The 18,069-nt window shown below is 63.9% G+C and carries 15 protein-coding genes; 7 read left to right on the top strand and 8 right to left on the bottom strand.

Features of this window, described 5'->3' with window-relative positions:
* Positions 1 to 6 precede the first annotated feature (6 nt).
* Both IPM16_16005 and IPM16_16000 read right to left on the bottom strand, forming a co-directional pair.
* The gene (locus IPM16_16005) at positions 7 to 1,512 is read right to left on the bottom strand and encodes an ABC transporter substrate-binding protein (GenBank protein MBK9124604.1); all 1,506 of its coding nucleotides are present in this window, start codon (positions 1,510 to 1,512) and stop codon (positions 7 to 9) included.
* Positions 1,513 to 1,542: 30 nt separating this feature from the next.
* Complete coding sequence (locus IPM16_16000; protein MBK9124603.1) at positions 1,543 to 2,046, bottom strand: GNAT family N-acetyltransferase; 504 nt, start codon at positions 2,044 to 2,046, stop codon at positions 1,543 to 1,545.
* Positions 2,047 to 2,488: 442 nt separating this feature from the next.
* Between IPM16_16000 and IPM16_15995 the strand changes: the two genes are divergently transcribed.
* Positions 2,489 to 2,704 carry a cold-shock protein gene (locus IPM16_15995; protein ID MBK9124602.1) on the top strand — a complete coding sequence of 72 codons (216 nt, stop codon included), beginning with the start codon at positions 2,489 to 2,491 and terminating at the stop codon, positions 2,702 to 2,704.
* 138 nt (positions 2,705 to 2,842) lie between these two features.
* Here IPM16_15995 and IPM16_15990 read toward each other — a convergent pair whose 3' ends face one another.
* From IPM16_15990 to IPM16_15965, 6 genes are read right to left on the bottom strand one after another with little or no spacing between them, the layout of a single operon-like run.
* Entirely contained in the window at positions 2,843 to 4,021 is a 1,179-nt protein-coding gene (locus IPM16_15990) for an anhydro-N-acetylmuramic acid kinase (GenBank protein MBK9124601.1), read from the bottom strand.
* 9 nt (positions 4,022 to 4,030) lie between these two features.
* Positions 4,031 to 4,486: a DUF3291 domain-containing protein gene (locus tag IPM16_15985; protein MBK9124600.1), complete on the bottom strand. Its 456-nt coding sequence runs from the start codon at positions 4,484 to 4,486 to the stop codon at positions 4,031 to 4,033.
* Between the two features lie 14 nt (positions 4,487 to 4,500).
* A complete protein-coding gene (locus IPM16_15980; GenBank protein MBK9124599.1) occupies positions 4,501 to 5,484 on the bottom strand; it encodes a hypothetical protein in 984 nt (327 codons plus the stop codon).
* A complete protein-coding gene (locus IPM16_15975; protein MBK9124598.1) occupies positions 5,481 to 7,052 on the bottom strand; it encodes a glycosyltransferase family 39 protein in 1,572 nt (523 codons plus the stop codon). Before IPM16_15975 ends, IPM16_15980 begins: the two co-directional genes overlap by 4 nt.
* Positions 7,049 to 7,378 carry a hypothetical protein gene (locus IPM16_15970; protein MBK9124597.1) on the bottom strand — a complete coding sequence of 110 codons (330 nt, stop codon included), beginning with the start codon at positions 7,376 to 7,378 and terminating at the stop codon, positions 7,049 to 7,051. The genes IPM16_15975 and IPM16_15970 overlap by 4 nt, the downstream gene beginning before the upstream one ends.
* Positions 7,379 to 7,381: 3 nt before the next feature.
* On the bottom strand, positions 7,382 to 7,837 hold the full coding sequence (locus IPM16_15965; GenBank protein MBK9124596.1) for a peptidylprolyl isomerase: 456 nt from the start codon (positions 7,835 to 7,837) through the stop codon (positions 7,382 to 7,384).
* A gap of 247 nt (positions 7,838 to 8,084) precedes the next feature.
* Between IPM16_15965 and IPM16_15960 the strand changes: the two genes are divergently transcribed.
* The 6 genes from IPM16_15960 to IPM16_15935 all read left to right on the top strand — a co-directional run bounded on the left by IPM16_15960 (position 8,085) and on the right by IPM16_15935 (position 18,058).
* Positions 8,085 to 8,507, top strand: a complete 423-nt coding sequence (locus IPM16_15960; protein MBK9124595.1) for a response regulator — start codon at positions 8,085 to 8,087, stop codon at positions 8,505 to 8,507.
* Complete coding sequence (locus IPM16_15955; protein ID MBK9124594.1) at positions 8,507 to 8,932, top strand: response regulator; 426 nt, start codon at positions 8,507 to 8,509, stop codon at positions 8,930 to 8,932. The genes IPM16_15960 and IPM16_15955 overlap by 1 nt, the downstream gene beginning before the upstream one ends.
* Before the next feature lie 70 nt (positions 8,933 to 9,002).
* Positions 9,003 to 12,371 carry a GAF domain-containing protein gene (locus tag IPM16_15950; protein MBK9124593.1) on the top strand — a complete coding sequence of 1,123 codons (3,369 nt, stop codon included), beginning with the start codon at positions 9,003 to 9,005 and terminating at the stop codon, positions 12,369 to 12,371.
* A 3-nt stretch (positions 12,372 to 12,374) separates the two neighbouring features.
* On the top strand, positions 12,375 to 14,027 hold the full coding sequence (locus IPM16_15945) for a GAF domain-containing protein (protein ID MBK9124592.1): 1,653 nt from the start codon (positions 12,375 to 12,377) through the stop codon (positions 14,025 to 14,027).
* Positions 14,028 to 14,045: 18 nt separating this feature from the next.
* Positions 14,046 to 15,761, top strand: coding sequence for a hypothetical protein (locus IPM16_15940; GenBank protein MBK9124591.1), 1,716 nt, complete (start codon positions 14,046 to 14,048; stop codon positions 15,759 to 15,761).
* A 2-nt stretch (positions 15,762 to 15,763) separates the two neighbouring features.
* Positions 15,764 to 18,058: a GAF domain-containing protein gene (locus tag IPM16_15935; GenBank protein ID MBK9124590.1), complete on the top strand. Its 2,295-nt coding sequence runs from the start codon at positions 15,764 to 15,766 to the stop codon at positions 18,056 to 18,058.
* The last annotated feature ends 11 nt before the right edge of the window (positions 18,059 to 18,069 follow it).

Genomic DNA, 18,069 nt, shown 5'->3' with positions numbered 1-18,069 from the left:
CGCCGACTAGCGGCTCAGGGTGACCTGTGCCAGCGAGATCAGCGAGTCGGTCGGGTACGGCACGAAGCCCTGCACGACCGGCAGCTGCGCAGTGTATTCGTAGCCGGTGTACAGCCACACCCACGGCGCCATCTCGGTCAGGTGACGCTGGAACTCGGCGAAGATTTCGTAGCGGGCTTCCGGATCGGTCTCGGTGCGGCCGCGCGCCATCAGGTCGTCGAGCGTCTCGTCGATGTAGCCGGCGACGTTGTTCAGGTTGCCGGACGTCTGCCAGTAGCGCGAGTACATCGTGTACGGGTCGGGGCGGCCGCCGTTGAGCGCCACCGCGGCCTCGAAGTCGCCAGCCAGCCAGCGGTCGACGTACACGCTCAGTTCCAGCGACTCGATCTCGACGGTGATGCCGATCTCGGCCAACTGCGCCTGAATGCTCTGCGCCTCGCTGAGGGCGGTGGGCGGCTCGGCGTTGGCGGCGATCACCTTGAGGGTGAAGCCGTCGACCCCGGCCGCAGTCATCAGTTCACGGGCCTTGTCGAGGTCTTTCTCGTAGCAGAACAGCTCGTCGGTCGGCAGCGCAAATGCGGCCATCGTCAGCGGGCCGGTCACGATCCCTTCGCCCAGCGACGCGGTGTCGAGCACTTCCTGCCGGTCGATGGCACAGCTGATCGCCTGACGGACTTCCAGCTTGTCCAGCGGTTCGACGGCGGCGCGGAGCTGCAGCACGTGGTAGGCGATAGCCGGCACGCGGTTGAGCTGCACGTTGGCGTCGCCGATCAACAGCGTCGCCACGAGCGGGTCGTTGAGCAGCGCGAAGTCGATGGTGCCGGCGCGCAGGGCCGCGAGGATCGACGCCTCATCCGGGATGATGCGGATTTCGATGCCGTCGACGTTCGGGCCGTCGCCCCACCAGGTCTCGTTGGCGCTGAGCGTGGTGGTCTCTTCCGGCGTCCAGTTGTCGAGGACGAACGGGCCGGTGCCGTTGGCGACCGTGGCGACCGCGCCGCTCTCGATATCGGCGCTGTCGACGATAGCGGCGTTGGTGGTCGCCAGCGCGGCCAACAGCGGCACGTCCGGCGCCGACAGGTTGAAGACAACCGTGTAGTCGTCCGGCGTGTCGATCGACGCGATGTTCAGGTAGTTGGCACGGGCAGCGGCGCCGGTGGCCTCATCGAGGATGCGGGCGAACGTCGCCGCGACATCGGCTGATGTGAAGTCGGCGCCGTTGTGGAACGTCACGCCTTGGCGCAGCGCGAAGGACAGCGTCATGCCGTCTTCGGCGAAGTCCCAGCTTTCGGCCAGCGCCGGGATGACGTTAAGGTCAGCGTCGAGGTTGACGAGCGGTTCGTAGATCAGCTCCAACAGGCGGAACGACGCGAACGCGGTCTGGGTGTGCGGGTCGAGGCCGGTGGTGTCCGCGGCGCGGGCCATCACCAGCACGTTGCCCTGCGCAGCCACCGGCGAAATCGCCAGCGCCACGAGGGCGATCAAAACGAGGGCGAGAAACGCTTTACGCATGGTTGGTCTACTCCCTGGATGCAAAAACCACTACTCAGAGGTCGATGTCGTGTTGTCCGGTTCCGCACGGGCCTCCAATCGCTTGAAGTATAGCAATTCCCCCACGCCGGGGACCACATAGTCGGGCAGGGTGCCGGCCTGCACGTAGCCGTGGCGGATGTAGAAGCGCTGCGCCTCGATGTTGAAGTCGGCGGCCAGCAGGAACAGCTCACGCCCATGCTCCGCCGCCAGCAGCTCGACGTGCGCCAGCAGTGAACTCCCCAGCCCCTGCCCGTGCAGGCCGGGCCGGATGCCGAACCAGCGCAGGTACGGACTGCGCCCGAACGCCCCGCGCGGCAGCACCCACGCGAACCCGGCCGGGATCCAGTCGCCTTCGAGGACCGCGACCGGCAGCACGTCGCCCGCGTCCAGCCCGCCGAGCAGCAGCGAAAACGCACGCTCGCTGGTCAGCCCGTAGCGCTGCCACAGCGGCACCTGCGGGATCCATCCGGCGAGCAACTCGGCGTCCTTGTGGGTCATGGGGCGGAACGACACGGCGCTCATACGGTGACTGTAGCGCGACCCCGCCCCGCGCGAAAGCCCGCCAGAGTCCAGTGAAGAGGGGGAAGGGGAATGCGAAGTGCCGGCACCAAACCTGCTTTGTTTCTCAAGCGCCAGACTCCGGTGTCTGCCAGCCTCTTTATCCCGGTTGTCCGGCGATCAAGGTTCACCCTATCATTCGGCAAGAACTCTGTTATGCTGACTGAGCAATGTAGCACATAACCCGGCAATGGTGCCGGACTACATTGGTGCAGTGGTTGTGCACCCATCAGCCTCACAAGAGAAACAGTAAGAGCCTCCTGCAGCAGCGAATGCGCGCATTCACCAGGCAGTCGTCACTCTTCAAGTAACCCTCTAGGTACACAAAGCATCCTACACCGATTGGATTTTGTGTGATCAGGTCGTGGCAAAACCCAATCCGTTTAGGAGTATCACAATGGCAAATCGTACGAATGGTACCGTGAAGTGGTTCAATGGGGAAAAGGGCTTCGGCTTCATTTCCCAGGACGGTGGCGAAGACCTGTTCGTCCACTACTCCGAGATCCAGAGCAGCGGCTTCCGCACCCTTGAAGAGGGCGCTAAGGTCGAGTTCGAGATCACGCAGGGCCGGAAGGGCATGCAGGCGAGCGCTGTCACGGTCGTGAACAGCTAGCACGCACGCGCTACACCTTTAGAACCCGGGGGCTGAGAAGCCCCCTTTTTGTTGCATATTGACTTGCTACCCGAGATCGGCCGTGTCCCTACGAAAGACAGCGAAGGGCGTACGCTTCTCATACGCTCCGAATTCCCCTCAACACCAAGTCCGGCGGATCAACGCCGCGTAGTTCGCCCCGGGCGTGATCTGGCCGAGCACAGCGGGGTGATCCGCACCGGTCAGCGAGGGCAGGTTGCCGGGCCGGTTGTGCCACGTCTCGTGCGCCAGCAGCGCGAACACCACCGCTTCCTTGTTGTCGCTGTCCAGCCCGACATCCTCGTGAGTCAGCACGCGCGACCCCGGCAGCAGCGTTTGCAGCAGACTCATCAGCGCAGGGTTGCGCGCTCCGCCTCCGCCGAGGATCACCTCCTCCGGCCGGGTCGGGCCGTAGCGGATGTACGCGTCCGCAATGCTGGCCGCCGTCAGTCCGGTGATCGTGGCGACGATACTGTCGTCATTCATGCCTTTGGCTCGTCCGGCCTGCACCAACTCCGCTGCCATTACCGCGCCGAACAACTCGCGCCCGGTCGTCTTGGGCGGCTTCTGCGCGTAGTACGGATGCGCGCTCAGGTCTTGCAGCCAATCCTCGTCGAGATGCCCGCGCAGCGCGCGCTGACCGTCACGGTCGAAGGCCTCGCGCCCTCCGGTCATGTACGCCACCGCGCCATCGATCAGCGCGTTGCCGGGGCCGGTGTCGAAGGCGACCGGCACGCTGCGCGTATCGCTCAGCGGCGGCAGGAATGTCACGTTGCCGATGCCGCCGATGTTCTGGATCGCGCGCCAGGCCGTCGGGTGCCGCAGCAGCAGCCAATCGGCGTAGCCGGTCAGCGGCGCGCCCTGCCCGCCGGCGGCGACGTCACGCGTGCGGAAGTTGTTGACCGTCGTGATGCCGGTGCGCTCGGCGATCACCGCGCCTTCGGTGATTTGCAGGGTCGCGCTCACCGCGCCGCCGGGCTGGACCATGTGCCACACCGTCTGCCCGTGCGAGCCGATCAGGTCGACGTCCAGCGGGGTCAGGCCGGCCGCCTCGATCACTGCCAGCGCGGCCTTCGCGAACAGCTCGCCCATGTCGAAATTGAGCTGGCAGAGCGTATCGACGCGGCTGTGCTCCGGCAGGCAGCCTTCCAGAATCCGCGCCTGAAAGCCGTCCGGATACGGGTAGGTGATGGCGTGGAGCGTGCGCGCCTCGAGCTTGGGCGGTGCGCCGTCGATCTCGCACAGCGCCGCGTCGATCGCGTCTGCCGACGTGCCGGACATCAAACCAATGACTTTCATACGCTTCCTCTAGCTGTTGGGCGGATCGAATCGCTGCTTGAACGTAAAGGCGGTCGGCGTCGGGCCGTGCGCTTCGATGTGGGCGAGCCGGTCTTTGGCCTCCGCCGGCGTCGGGATGTGACCCGCTTCGACCCACCACATCGCCAGATGCTGCGCGCCGAGCTTGGGGAACCACTCGGCACGGCGGCGGTAGACCTCCGCGTGATCGCTGAAGTACGTGTAGTTGTACAGCGCGTCGATCGACTCCCACACCGACATGTTGATGACGAGCATGTTGTCGTCGAACACGCGGATCGCCATGGCGTTGCCGTCGTCGCCCTTGAGCCGCCACACAAACCCCGGCGTGCGCTCGGCCAGCGCGTTGATCTCGTCGATGCGGGCAAAGAATGTCGCCATGCGCGGCGAATCGATCTCCTCGATCAGCCGCGCGATGTTGATCTGCGCGATGTGATAGCCGCTGCTCATCGGCGTATCCTCGTTTAGTCATCGTCATCATCACGGCGTTTGGCTGCGTCTTCCGTAGCATCCATGATGTCGTCCCACGCGTCCTCTGTCGCGCGCTGCGCATCGCGTGCCGCGCGTTGCAGAGCGTCGATTGCGTCCTCGGTGGCGCGCAGGGCATCCCGGGCTGCCCGTTCGGCCGCGTCAGATCGCACCTCGGCAGTAAATACCGGAAAAATCTCTGCCGTCGCAGCGGGGCGGATCTCGGGCGTCATAGCCGGGCGAAGTTCGGGCGTGAACTCAGGGCCGATTTCGGGCGTCACGGCTGGTCGAATCTCGGGCGTCGACGCCGGATTCAGTTCGGAGGTCGATTCCGGGCGTAGTTCGATCGTGGCTGCGGGCACAAGTTCAGAGGTTGCTGCCGGCGTTATCTGTAGCCCGATCGGCCCCACGTCGGAGATGAGCGACGATACATGTCCGGGGTCGCCGCGTACTTCGTCGGTCGCCGCTAGCTCGGGAGTCGCGCCGGGCGGGATATCGGCGCTTGCACCCGAAGGTGCTGCATACCACACAGCGTAAATCGCCACGCCCAACATCGCCGTGACGATCCACATCGCCAGCGTGAAGCGCATGTAGACCTTGATGTTGCGCACCATCACGATGCTGGGAAGCCGCTTCTCGAACCACATGCGCAGAGCGAGGTAGGTCGCCAATACTTGTGCGGTGAACCCGATCACGCCGTGGACGATGGGCAGCGCCACGCGCGGGTCGGCGTTGAACTCCGCCGACAGAAATGGGATAACCCCCTCGCGATAGCTGACCAGCATCAGGAATCCGATCAGGATCCAGTTGATGATGACGACCGTGGTCATCACCAGCTTGTGATGCGGCGAGAACTTCTTGCGCCGCGCAAAATAAAAGCCGAGCAGCATGCCCGGCAGCAGAAACAACAAATATGCAAGCAAGGTCAAATCGCTTGCCAATGACGCACCCGTACCCAAGAAGCCCGCGGCGTCCCTCATGAATCCCCCCTACGCTTCCAAACGAGGAAATTGCCCAGTTCAATGTCCCGTTCGTAATTATATGCGAGCCAATCGGAAAGCGCGGGGTATTGCGTCGCAAGGATCACATTCGAGTCGTCGTCGCTGCCGGTGACCCACGGCATATAATCGGCGCGCAGCACGATCACGTACGGCGGAAGCGCCGCCCACAGCGTATCGACGTTCTCCTGCTTCCATGCCTGCGGGTAGCGGTCTCCCACCAGCGGAAACTGCGCCTGAAAGCGCGTCGCGGGGCGCAGTTGGGCGAGAAACGCGACCTCAGGCCGGAAGCCGAAGATGTACACCGTGTCGCTGGGGGTGGTGCGCTCTTCGAGCCAGCGCGCCATCTGCAGCGAGTCCCATGCGTTCAGGTCGCCCGCCTGAAACTGCCGCCAGTAGCCGCGCACGCCCTGTTCGCCGGAGATGTACGGCCACGCCCGCACCCACGTGTCTTTGGCGAGGATGCCGGCGAACAGGGCACCCCCCGCGCCGCCGATCGCATACGCCAATCTGCGGTCGATACGCTGCGCCGCCGACAGCCAGCGGTCGAGCGCCAGCGCGGCGAGGATCGTCAGCGGCGGGAGGATCGGCAGCCAATGCGTGTCGAACCCCTTGGCCTGAATCACGACGAATACGATGCCGGACACCAGCCACAGGCCGATCAGCGTCGTCATGCGCGCAGGTTGGCGTCGGGGCAGCAGCAGCGTCAGCGGAAGCGTAGAGGCCAGCACGAGCAGCGGCCCCCAGTGCCACCAGCGGAACGCCACGTAATTACCCATCTGATCCCAGAACGCCGACAAGCTCGAGAACGCCTGCGCGTTGTACTGCGACGTGCCGCTAGCGACGATCAGCATTTCGTCGAAGATGCCAGTGGCCACAAAATACAGCAGGACCGGCAGGCCGACGGCCAACCCGCCGACCGCGAACGCCGCCGCTTCGCGAACGATACGCCCCGGAGAAACCCGCACGGCGATCCGCGCCGCGAGATGCGCCACGGCCAGCGCCGCCGCAAAGAGCGCGTAATAGTGTTTGAACCACATCACGGCCGCGCACAACGCGCCGCTGAGCAGCGCGAATCCGAGCGCGCGGCGGGTGGCCGGCGGGGCTTTCGACGCGCGGTGCGCCGCCCACGCGGCCCACATCATCGGCAGCAGCACCAAGGAGTCGCTTTGACTCAGGCTGGCGAACGTCTCGGTGAAGTAAAATACGGGGAACAGCAGCATTGCCCAGCGCGCCGCGCGCCGGCCCGCTGCCGAGTCGGTGAGGCCGAACAACGCCGGCAGCGCCAGCGGTATGGCGATCAGGTCGAGCAGGCGCACAGTCAGCGGAGACGCGCCAAACACGCTGAATCCGGTGGCGTAAAGGTAATAAATCGCCGGCGGCTTGATGTCCCACATATCAATGTAGGGCAAGCCACCGGCGCGGATGCTCTGCGCGATGTTGGCGTACATGCCTTGATCGCGGCCCATCGGGTAGGTCAGGATCGGCAGCGCGAGCACGATGCCCAGCGCCGCGGCCGCCAACGCCCAACGGTCAAGTCGGCGGATCACGAGAAGAAACCGGCCAGATACGCGATTACGAACGCCAACAGCAGCGACGCGATCAGCAGCAGCCACGCGTTGAACCGGCCCTGTTCCTGCGCCGGGCTGATCGGCTTCTCCTCGACGGTCACATTGCCGAGCAGGTCGACGTAGAAGTCGACGTTGCGCCGGCCACGGGTGAGGCGCGCCATGTAGTCATGGCCGGTGACCAGCCGCCATCCGGTCTCTTCGTCGTCCCAATGCTCGCCCAGCCGGTCGCGAATCGCCTGATACAACAAGCTGCGCGCCTGCTCGGCGTTGATCGGCTCGACCGGTTCGGGGGCCGGATCGCTCATCGGCTAAGCCTCGGTGATCGTCACCGACTCGATCTTGTCGCCCTGACGGATGGCGTTGACGACCGTCATGCCGTCGCCCATGATCTGCCCGAACACGCCGTGCTTGCCGTCGAGATGGGGCTGGGGCGAATGCGTGATGAAGAACTGCGAGCCGTTGGTGTTCGGCCCGGCGTTCGCCATGCTCAAGACGCCGGTCCCGTGGCGAATCTGGAGCGAGCCGGCCTCGTCGTTGAACCGGTACCCGGGGCCGCCGCGCCCGGTGCCGGTCGGGTCGCCGCCCTGAATCATGAAGTTGGCGATGACGCGGTGGAAGGTAATCCCGTCGTAAAACCCTTCGCGCGCGAGAAACACGAAGTTGTTGACGGTGATCGGGGCGCGGTCGGCGAACAGTTGAATTTGAAACGTGCCCTTGTTGGTCACGAACTCGGCGGTGTAATTCTTCTTGGGGTCGATCGCCATCGCCGGCGGTGTGTTGTACTGCTTCATGTGCGAATCTCCTGAGTATCTCCGGATCACATGCCGTGCGGTCGGTGCGCGCACGTCGGGGTCAAGTGTACCAAACTCCCGCAGGGCCCGGAATGATTGCGGTCTTGTAACCTTAATTGCAGATCGACAATTCACGGTTACAATGGGTTTGCTGCAATCGCCTGAGGGTGTGTCTGCAGTACCATGCTGTATACGCTTGAAGATTGAGGGGCGCCACGGAATGACCACCCGTGTCTTATATATCGAGGACGAGCCGAACAACCGATTGCTGGTCAAGCGGTTGTTCTCGATGCTTGCGCCTGAGATCACATATCTCGAGAGCGACAACGCGCAAACCGGCATCGAGCTGGCGATTGCCGAGCCTCCTCATTTGATCCTCATGGACATCAGCATGCCGGATATGGACGGCCTCACGGCGACTGCCCAAATCCGCAAGCTTGACGCTATTCGCCATGTTCCCATCGTTGCGCTGACAGCCAACGCTATGGAAGGCGACCGCGAGCGATTTATCGCTGCCGGATGCGACGGATACATCAGCAAACCCATCGACATTGACACATTCGTCGACACTGTACGAGGCTTTCTCAAGCGCGCGGAGCCCGTGCAGGCAGCTAACGCATCGCAGAACGGGGGTGCCGATTGATGGTTGAAGAGCGCAAGGTGGTGGATCCCACTGAGGCGCACGTCCTCGTCGTGGAGGATACGGTGCCGAACTTCATGCTGATTGCGCGTATGCTCAATCACATGGGGATTCGCCGCTGCGAATGGAAAACCTCAGGCTGGCAGGTCGTCCAGTACGCGGAGATGCTTCCCCGCGTCGATCTGATTCTATTGGATATTCGACTGCCGTATAATGACGGTTATGCGGTGCTCGACAAAGTGCGTCAAAACCCGAAGCTCAAGAACACGGTGGTGTGTGCTGTGACCGCCGAAGCCAGCGAAGAACAAATGCGTCGGGCGCAGAAGGCCGGCTTCAACGGGTTTCTCGGCAAACCACTGGATCCCGACCGTTTCCCCACCCAGATTCGGCGTCTTCTGAACGGTGAACCCGTGTGGGAATGGCAGTAGCCGGACGCGGGTGTCGGTTTCAGCGTGAAACGCAGGGTGAAGGGGGCTCACCCGGCAGTTAGGGTGGAGTATGGGCGCAGACCTACTCACAATCATCGACCAGTGGTCGAGGAGCCTTGCTCCTCCCCGTGATCTCTTGGCACGTCTGCTCGACAGTGCACGTAGTTCCGATCGCGACCTGTACGATCTCCGGTTGTATCAAGTTCAAGACGACATTCTGGTCCCGACAGCGGCGGCAGTGCCCGCCGCGTCTGACTCTGAACGGCGGGAAGTCATCAGGCTCAGCACGCATCCGGCGTTGGTGCCGGTCCTGCATCAGGGCGTGCCGGCGTTCGACGCGCCGGATCGCTGGTATTTCCCGGCAGTGGCCGACCTTGTCCGCGCGCCCGAATACGTGCTGGAGGTGACGCGTCGCGGCGCGCTCGGCGATGAGGCCCGCGCGCGGCTGATCGATCTGGCGCGCCAAATCGGGTTGGCGCTCGACCTGCGCGATTCGCGCGCGGTGAACACGTTCGCCGCGGCTATGGAGCGTTACGGAGACAACGCCCAGCAGATGATCGAGCAGAACCTGCTGACCGTCCTCACGACGCTCACCACGGCCACCAGCCTCGGCCAGATGGCCGATATCGTGGCGCAGCGCCTGCTGACCAAGCGCGAAGTGCTGGCCGTCAACGTGCTGCAGTACGACGAGGCGGGGTACTTGCAAGGATGGAGCCCCCTGCCGGCCAACCACGCCGATGTCCGGCGCAGCATCTCGCTCGATATTGCGTGGTCGCGGTTGGGCGAAAAGCTGCGCGATCGTGTGTGCGCCGGTGATGCGTTCGTGCTGCACGCGCTCGGTCCGGACACGAAACTCACGCTTGGCACGGCATTATACGAATGGCTGCACGCTAACGACTTCGTCAACGCGGCCTTCTACCCCATCTCGCGCATCGGGCGCACGACGGCGGTGCTTGCCGTCTTGTCCACCGTATCGCGCGTGATCAGCGATGTCGCGATTCATAGCTTCCAGCGCCTTGCCGACCGCATCGCCCTGTTGACCGATACGGCGCGCGGTTTGAACGAGGTGTCGGTGCGCGAGCATTGGGCTTCGCGTTTGGTGCAAGCCAGCCAGCAGATGCTCGATGCCGACGAATACCCGGGTGTAGCGGCCGCCGTGCTGGACGCGTTGCCGCCGACGATTACGACCGCCATGGTGGCGCTGTTCAACGAGCCAGTACGCGGCGGTATGACCCCGCATTTGCTGACCGTCGAAGCGGTGGCGTCGCGCTTTAGCGTGCGTGGTATGCAGCCCGTCGTCGACGAACTGTACGACAATGCGCGCAGCCGCGACTCCTATGAGATGATCACGCGGTTAGGCGAAGCGAAGCCGTTCGTCGACGCGCTTGAGAACAGCGGACTGGCCCGCTTTGCGCCACGTTTGGCCCACAGCCTGATGGCGATGGGCTGCAAAGCCGCCGCGTACATCGGACTGGTCGCCAACGACGAGGTCCACGGCGTGCTGGTCATCGGCGCGACGACTGCCGAACTGCTCCAGCCGCTACAAGTCGTGCTGCCGGGGATCAGCTTACCGGTGACGGCGGCGGTCGTGCGGCTCCGCGACGACGACCTGCGCGGCAAGCCCAACGATTTGTCGCGAGTCGTTGAATTCAGCCGCGCACTGTTGGCTGCCCATGACGAGACCGACGTGATGAAAACCGTCCGCCGCTGTCTTGGCACCGACTACGACGTCGTCGCATGGGCCAGCGTGCAGATCAACCCGTTCCAGACACAGCGTGTCGGACGCTACGTCGTCAATCGACTGCTGTACGGCCTGCGCAGCGACGTGCCGGACATCCCGCTGCACGAAACGTTCGACGTCGAGCGCAGCGACTGGTTCTTCCGCACATGGCTGGCGTCGCGGGCGTTCGGAAAACCCGTGTTCTACCATTCCGATTACGACTGGCAGGACGACCCGGTGATGCCGGCGCTCATCCGCCAGACGGAATTGACGTTCGACAGCGCGGTGGCGCTGCCGGTCATCGTCAACAACCAGCTCGTCGCGCAGATCTACGTTGCTCTGCACGCGGCTGTCGACATGACGCCCGGATTTGCCCAACTTTGCCAACTTGTATGCGATCAAGTGAGTCTGAAGGTCAGGACAATGAATGAAACCAACGGCACGCCGCATAAGCAGGAATTCCCGGTGCTGCAGGTCGTCAACGACCTCGCGCTGCGCCTGCTCACGGTACGTGACGAGCCCAGCCTGCTGCAAGAAGGCGCGCGGACGTTTGCGAGCGCCCTCGGCGTGGACCACGCGGGCATCACGCTGGTGCGCGAGGACAAATCCGCCGAGGTGGTCGCCGAGTACCCCGACGAGAAGCTGGTCGGCCTCGTCATCCCGCCGGACAACCCGTACCTCATCCAGACCATCGAGACCCGCCAACCCGTGATCGTCGAGGATGTCGCCAACGACACCAAGCTGACGCCTGAGAACCGCGCCGCGTTGGTGGAGTCGGGCATCAAGCAAATGCTGTTTTTGCCGATGCTGGACGCGTCCGAACGCTGTTTCGGGTCGATCGGTCTCGACATCAAGCGCGACGATTACGAGTTCGACCTGACCATCGTCGAGGTAGCGCGCACATTGACCAACCAGCTCGCCATGCTGTTCCTCAGCCTGCGGCAGTTCCGCGAGGCACAACGCCAGGCGTCGCAGCTCGAAGCCCTGACTCGGCTGTCGTCGGATTTGGTGATGGCGAGCCACGACGACGAAGTCTTCGACTCTGTGGCCGACCGCATACACGACATCCTGCCTGCCGACGACCTGTGGGTGCTCGTCAACACCGATTGGCTGCAAGGCCGTGCGTCGTGGCCGGAACTCGAACCGTCCGAACCGGGGTCCGTGCGCGTGGTGATGAAGTTCGAGAACGGCCGCCCGTACCGCCCGACCGAGCCGATCAACTACCGGCTGGACGGCACGCCGGCCGAGCGCGCGCAGAAGGGCGACACCGTCTCCATCAGCGATATGCGGGCCAATCCTGATCTGCGCCCATTGGTGGCAAGCCGGCCGGTGCGCTCGGTACTGGCCGCGCCCCTCGTCGTGGCCGAACGGGTCGTCGGCGTTGTGGAAATCGACAGCGCCAAGCCCGAGATCTACACGCGCAACGACACCAATGTATTCGTGCAGATGGTTGCTCAGATCAGCGGAGCCCTCGACCGCGCGCGAAACCTGCAAGCCGCCCAACGCTCGGCCAAGACCGAGCAGGTCACGGCGCACTTCGCCGAACGCCTTCAGGGCACCTCGACCGTGCACGACACCCTTGTGACGGGTGCGAAGAATTATCAAGACTCATTGGGTGCAAAAGGTGTTACGCTTCAACTGGGCTCGCCCGATGAGCAGTCGCAGTCGAAATCGCATCGCGACAACGTGAATGGAGCCCGGGATGTAAACGAGGAGTAGTCAATGGGTGTTGCGACCGGCCAAAGCGCCGCCCGCCAGAATGTCCTGACGGGAAGCATCGGTTCAATTCAACGGCGCTTTGCGCTGACGTTGAGCTGGGTGCTGCTCATTCTGCCGTGGTTCGGCGCGGTCGCACAAGCCGCTGCAGGCGCAGACATCTTCTCGCCGCGCCAGTTGGCACTGAACCTCGGAACATCGTTGGTTGGATTGGTTGCGCTGCTGTTGGTGCGCCAAGGGCGCATCAACGCGGCGGGCGTGATCGCCGCGTTCATCCTCTTAGCGGCGGCGCTGTTCATTTCTCAGAACGAAATCCGGTTGCTGCTGGTGGTTTTGGGTGTCATCGTCGCTGCCACGCTGACAACGACGCCGTTCTTCATCGTTGCGACGGTCATCGCAACCGTGCCGTTCTTTCGCACACTGCTGGAGGTCATCCAAGAGACCGGCATCTCGCCGACGGATCGCGGCATTGAGGCCGTTGGCGGGATCGGCGTTACGGTCGTCGTGGCGATCGTGTTCCGCTACCTGTTCGACATCACGCAGCGCACGACAGTCACGGCCGAACGGTCGTTCCGCCGTCTGGTCTCGGTAGCGGACATCGGCCGTCAGACCAGCCGCCTAACCGCGCTTGAGACGCTGCTCCAGAATACTGTGAACACGATTCAGGAGCAGTTCGGTTTCTACCACGTTCAGATCTTCCTTGTGGACGGGAAGCGCGAGTTTGCCAATCTCGTCGCCTCAACCGGGAACGCAGGCCGCGAACTGCTCGCGCGCAACCACCGCCTCGGGGTCGGGTCGCAATCGGTTATCGGCCGCGTGACGCTGTCCAACGAATTCGTGCTGATCAACGACACCAGGAACGAGCCGGGGCACGCCTTTAACGCGCTGCTGCCGGAAACACGCGCCGAGTTGGCGCTTCCGATGCAGGTCGCGGGTGACGCAGGCGAACAGCGCGTCATCGGCGCGCTCGACGTGCAGAGCGTGGAGGCTGGCGCCTTCTCCGATACGGACGTGCAGGCGCTTCAGGCGCTCGCCAACCAGCTTGCCGTGACGATCCGCAATGCACAGCTCTTCGCCGCGCAGGAAAGCAGCGTGCGCGAGAATCAGGAGCTGGCCAAGCGCGCGCAGGAGAGCCTCGGCGAGATTCAGCGCCTGAACCGTGAGCTGACGCGCCAAGCATGGGAAGACGCCTTGAGTGCGCAGCCCGAGGTAACGGGTATCCGGATCGTCGGGGACGAAGTGACGTACAACCCCGGTTGGACGCCCGCTATGATCGACGCTTATCACTCCGGTACGGTCGTGACTCGTCGGACGCCTGACGGCGACCTTTTGACTGCCACGCCGATTAAACTACGCGATGCGACGCTCGGTGCCATCGAGATCATTGGCGGCGATAACACTGAAATCGACCTGATCTACGCGATTATCGGGTTTACCGAACGATTGGTCGCCGCGCTCGAGCTGGTGCGGCTAATTGAAGAGGCGCAGGCGACATCCGCGCAGCAGCAGCGGATCAATACCGTCATCTCGCGCTTCCAGGAGGCTGAGACGGTCGACGAACTGCTGCAAATTTCGCTGACCGAATTGGCAGAGACCCTCGCCGCCGACGAGGGCTCGATCCGCGTCGGATTGATGCCGTCCGGGCAGGCGGCGCGGTAGCAGGGCGGAGGACAAGATATGCAGCGTTCATCGACGGGAATTCTTTCATCGCCGGTCGTATTCGAGGACCGTGTCGATCAGCAGCGGATGCGCGGCCTGATTTTCATCGGGTTCGCACTGCTGCTGATCGCGCTGCCGTGGCTGGCCCTCAGCCTGCTTTCGGCGGCGACCGCGCCGGATGCGCCGATGGCCCGTGGCGCCGGGCTGGTGATTTCGTATGTCGCCCCGGTGGCAGCGCTTGTCGTCTACCTTACGGCGCGGCGCGGTCTGATCGGCGTGGCATCGGCGGTATTGGTCGCACTGCTCGGCCTGTTTGCGATGACCGTGATGGGCGGCTCGCTGTCGTTTAGCAGCGTCATCGTGCTGTCGATCCCGATGGTAGCGGCCGGCAGCCTGATGCGCCGTACCGGTATGACCATCACCGGCGCACTGCTGGTGGCGACCGCAATTGTGCTGGCCGTTGCGCAGCGGCAGACGGCCGAAACCGTCGTGATGGATCCGGGCCAATCGGTGCTGCCCGACCTGCTGCTCGTCATGTTCACGCTAATCGTCGACTCGGCGCTTCTGATTGCATTTGCGGGATGGGCGCCGGTTGTCGCCAGTGATGCTCAGCGCGACGTCATCGCGCTCCAGCGCGTTGCCGCGATCGGCGCGTCGCTCGACATCAACGACGAAGACCGCCTGCTCGGTCAGGCTTTGTCTTTTGTGCGCGCGGACATGAAGTTCCCGTTCGCCCAGTTCTACCTGATCGGCACGAGCGGCGGGCTGGACGAGCGCGTTCGACTGGCGGTTGGAAGCGGTCAGCGTATCGAGCGCGCCGGCGTGACTGCCCTGCCTGAAACCAGTGCCGTCCGCGAGGCCGCGACAGGACGGCGCAGCGTGCGTATCGACCGCACCGACACGTTCATCCGGCGCACCCATTTTCTGCCGACTACGGTCTGCGGCGCAGTGCTGCCGATGGTTTATGGCGATACCCTGCTTGGCGTGTTGGACGTACAGCACGAAGCCGTGTCGGAGATCCCCGATTATCAACTGCTGACGCTGCAGACGCTGGCGGACAACATCGCCGCGACGCTGACGACCGTACGCCAATCGCTGTCGCTTAAGACGACCGTGCGCGAACAGCAGGAAACGACTCAATCCCTGCGTGCCCGTTTGGCGGAGCTGACCTCGACCGGCCGGCGCAATCAGCGCGTTGGTCAGCGGCTCGCCGGCTATGATGTGTCGCCCAGCGGCGCGCTGGTTCCGGCCAACGACATGCCGACCGACCTGCGCCCGGTGCTCGAAAGCGCCGAACTTCAGGTCGAACAGCGCGGCGCAAGCCGGATCGTGCGCCTGCCGATCACCCTGCGCGGCGAGACGCTCGGCGTGATGTCATTTTCGCTGCCCGGCAGCAAGCCGCTGAGCGAGCGCCAGCTCGCGACGGCGCGCATTCTTGCCGGCCGTCTGGCGCTCGCGCTCGAGAATAAGCGGCTGATCGAACAGACGCGCGCACAGGCCGAGCGCGAAGCGTTGGCATCCGGCGTGGCCAACCGCCTGATTTCGGCGACCGACGTCGATTCCGTGCTGTCTACGGCGGTCGAGAGCTTCCGAGAAGTACTCGGCGCGGTCAATTCGCGCATCCACGTGCAGCCCTTCCAACAACAAGCGCCGCCGATGCGCGACGAGCCTCCCGCTTCTACCGAGGTGATCCCGTCGCCGCTGTCTGACACCGAACCCGTGGCCGGAGACTAAGCATGCTAGCCGCCCTCAACCCTCGCCAGTGGCCGTACTGGCTCAAGCTCGCGGCGATTCTGCTGGCGTTCATCGTCATCAGCCGCGGCTTAGTGATTAACGCCTTCGAGTCTGCTGCTGAAGCCGAAGCCGAAGGCCGCCTGCGCGACTTCGTGTACGAGGCCGCGATCACGCGTGCGGCGCGTATTGAAGACGCGGTCGAGAACGCGTTCAACACCATCCAGAACGCGTCGTCCACGGCGTATCTGCGCCCGCGCTTGCTGCGTCTGCTCCAGATCACCGGCACGCCGTCCGGTTCGGACATCGTCGCGCGGTCCGAGGCGACTGATCTTCTGCGATTCCGCTTGATCGAGAACGGCTTGTTCGAGTATGTGCGCGTGGTATCGCCGGAGGGTGTAATCGCTGCCAGCGTATACCCGCTCGATACCGAAGCGGCCCAGCGCGAAATCGTCGGCACCGACATTTCACAGTCGCCGGCTTTCCGCGGCGCTATCGACGCCCAAACCCTCGGCGAACCACAGCGCCTTATCGTGTATCGCACCGACGACGACGTAGATCAGGCCGAAATCGTGCAGATGATCGAGATCGATCAAGAGATCGTCGGCTTCCTGATCGGCCGTCTGAACCTCCAGAATACGCTCTTGAACAACCTTGCGGGTGTGACCGACCCCGACGCTGAGACCCAGTTCTCGATCGTCAGCTACTTGGCGACCCGTACCGGCGTCGTGCTGACCGATCCCGGTTCGGTTCAGCAAGCGACCGAGTCCGTGCGCTCGGCCCCGATCAATCTGGCTCTGGCCGGCCAGCGCGGGTTCGCCGAATACCAGATCACCGGCGTCGCGCTGCCGATGCTGGGATACTACCTGTCGATTCCGAACACGGCGCTGGCGTTGATCACCGAGGTCAATACGGGGCGCTTCGATACATCGGTTACCGAAGCGGCGTTCGGCAGCTCGCCGTGGCTGATCCCAATCGTGGCCCTCATCGGCACCGTGATGGTGTATGCCGTATGGCGCGATGGCACCACGATGCTGCGTGAAACCCGCCGCGTCATCTCGTCCGATCTCGACGCGCCGCTGGAAGTCAACGAGCGCGCGCTGCGGCGTGGCGACGCCTTCGGTGCTGCCTTACGCGAAGCGGTAGCCGTTCACCAGCAGACAAAGGACAGCATCCGGGCGCTGAATGAACGTCTTCAGGCGAGCATCCGCGACATCGCGGCGACGCAAGAAGTCGGCCGCTACGCGACCACCCAGCGCGACCAACAGCGCCTGATGGACGAGGTCGTGGCGCTCATCATCAAGGTGTTCCCGAACATCTACCACGCGCAGATCTTCCTCAACGACGAACTGGGCGAAAACGCCGTGCTGCGTGCTTCGACAGGCGACGCGGGCCGCAAGCTCCTCGAACGCGGCCACCGCCTCGGCATTGGCGGGACATCCGTTATCGGCCGAACCACCGGCGAGGGCATGATTACCGCCGTGCTCGACACGGCAGCGTCTGAAGTGCACCGAGTCAACGAACTGCTGCCGAACACCCGCGCCGAGCTTGCTATTCCGCTGCGCCTCGGTGAACGCGTGATCGGCGCGCTCGACGTGCAGAGCACCGTCGCCAACAGCTTCACGCCCGATCAGATCAGTACGCTGCAAGCGATGGCCGACCAGATCGCCGTCTCACTCGAGAACGCGCGTCTGTATCAGGAATCGGTGGCCGCGCTGAACGAAATCGCGCGCACCAACCGTGACAACACCGCCGCCGCTTGGCGCGAGCACCTGTTCTCGGTACGCTCGCGCGAACTGGTGGCTTGGTCGGGGACGCCCACCCGCACCGATACCGAAACGCTGCGTGCGCAGGCCATCAAGACCGGCGTCACTCAGATCGGATCGATCACCAGCAACCGCACCATCCCGCTGGCGGTGCCGATCGCGCTGCGCGGTCAGGTGCTTGGCGCGGTGCTGTGGGAACTGCCGGTGAACGAATTCGGCGACGACAAAGTGCAGCTTGCCGAGGAACTGGTCAGCCGTTTGGCTGTCAGCCTCGACAACGCCCGCCTGTTCGAGGAAAGCCAGCGCGCCGCCGAGCGCGAACGCGTTCTGAACGACATCGCCGCCAAGATCACCGCGCAAAGCGATGTCGAAGCGATTTTGACGACGGCCGTGCGCGAGGTTGGGCAGGCGCTGCAAACACGCAACGTCAGCTTGCGCCTCGGCGTGGAAGGCGCACGCCGGCGTACGCGCAGCAGCGAAATCTTCAAGTTGGGTGGCGCCGGCTACACCAACGGCGTGAATTCGGACGAGTAGAGTACGTTTAC

The organism is Candidatus Flexicrinis affinis (genome assembly GCA_016716525.1).
Classification (GTDB): domain Bacteria; phylum Chloroflexota; class Anaerolineae; order Aggregatilineales; family Phototrophicaceae; genus Flexicrinis; species Flexicrinis affinis.
The sequence above is the reverse complement of the archived record's forward strand: the minus strand, read 5'-3'. Positions and strand labels throughout refer to the sequence as shown.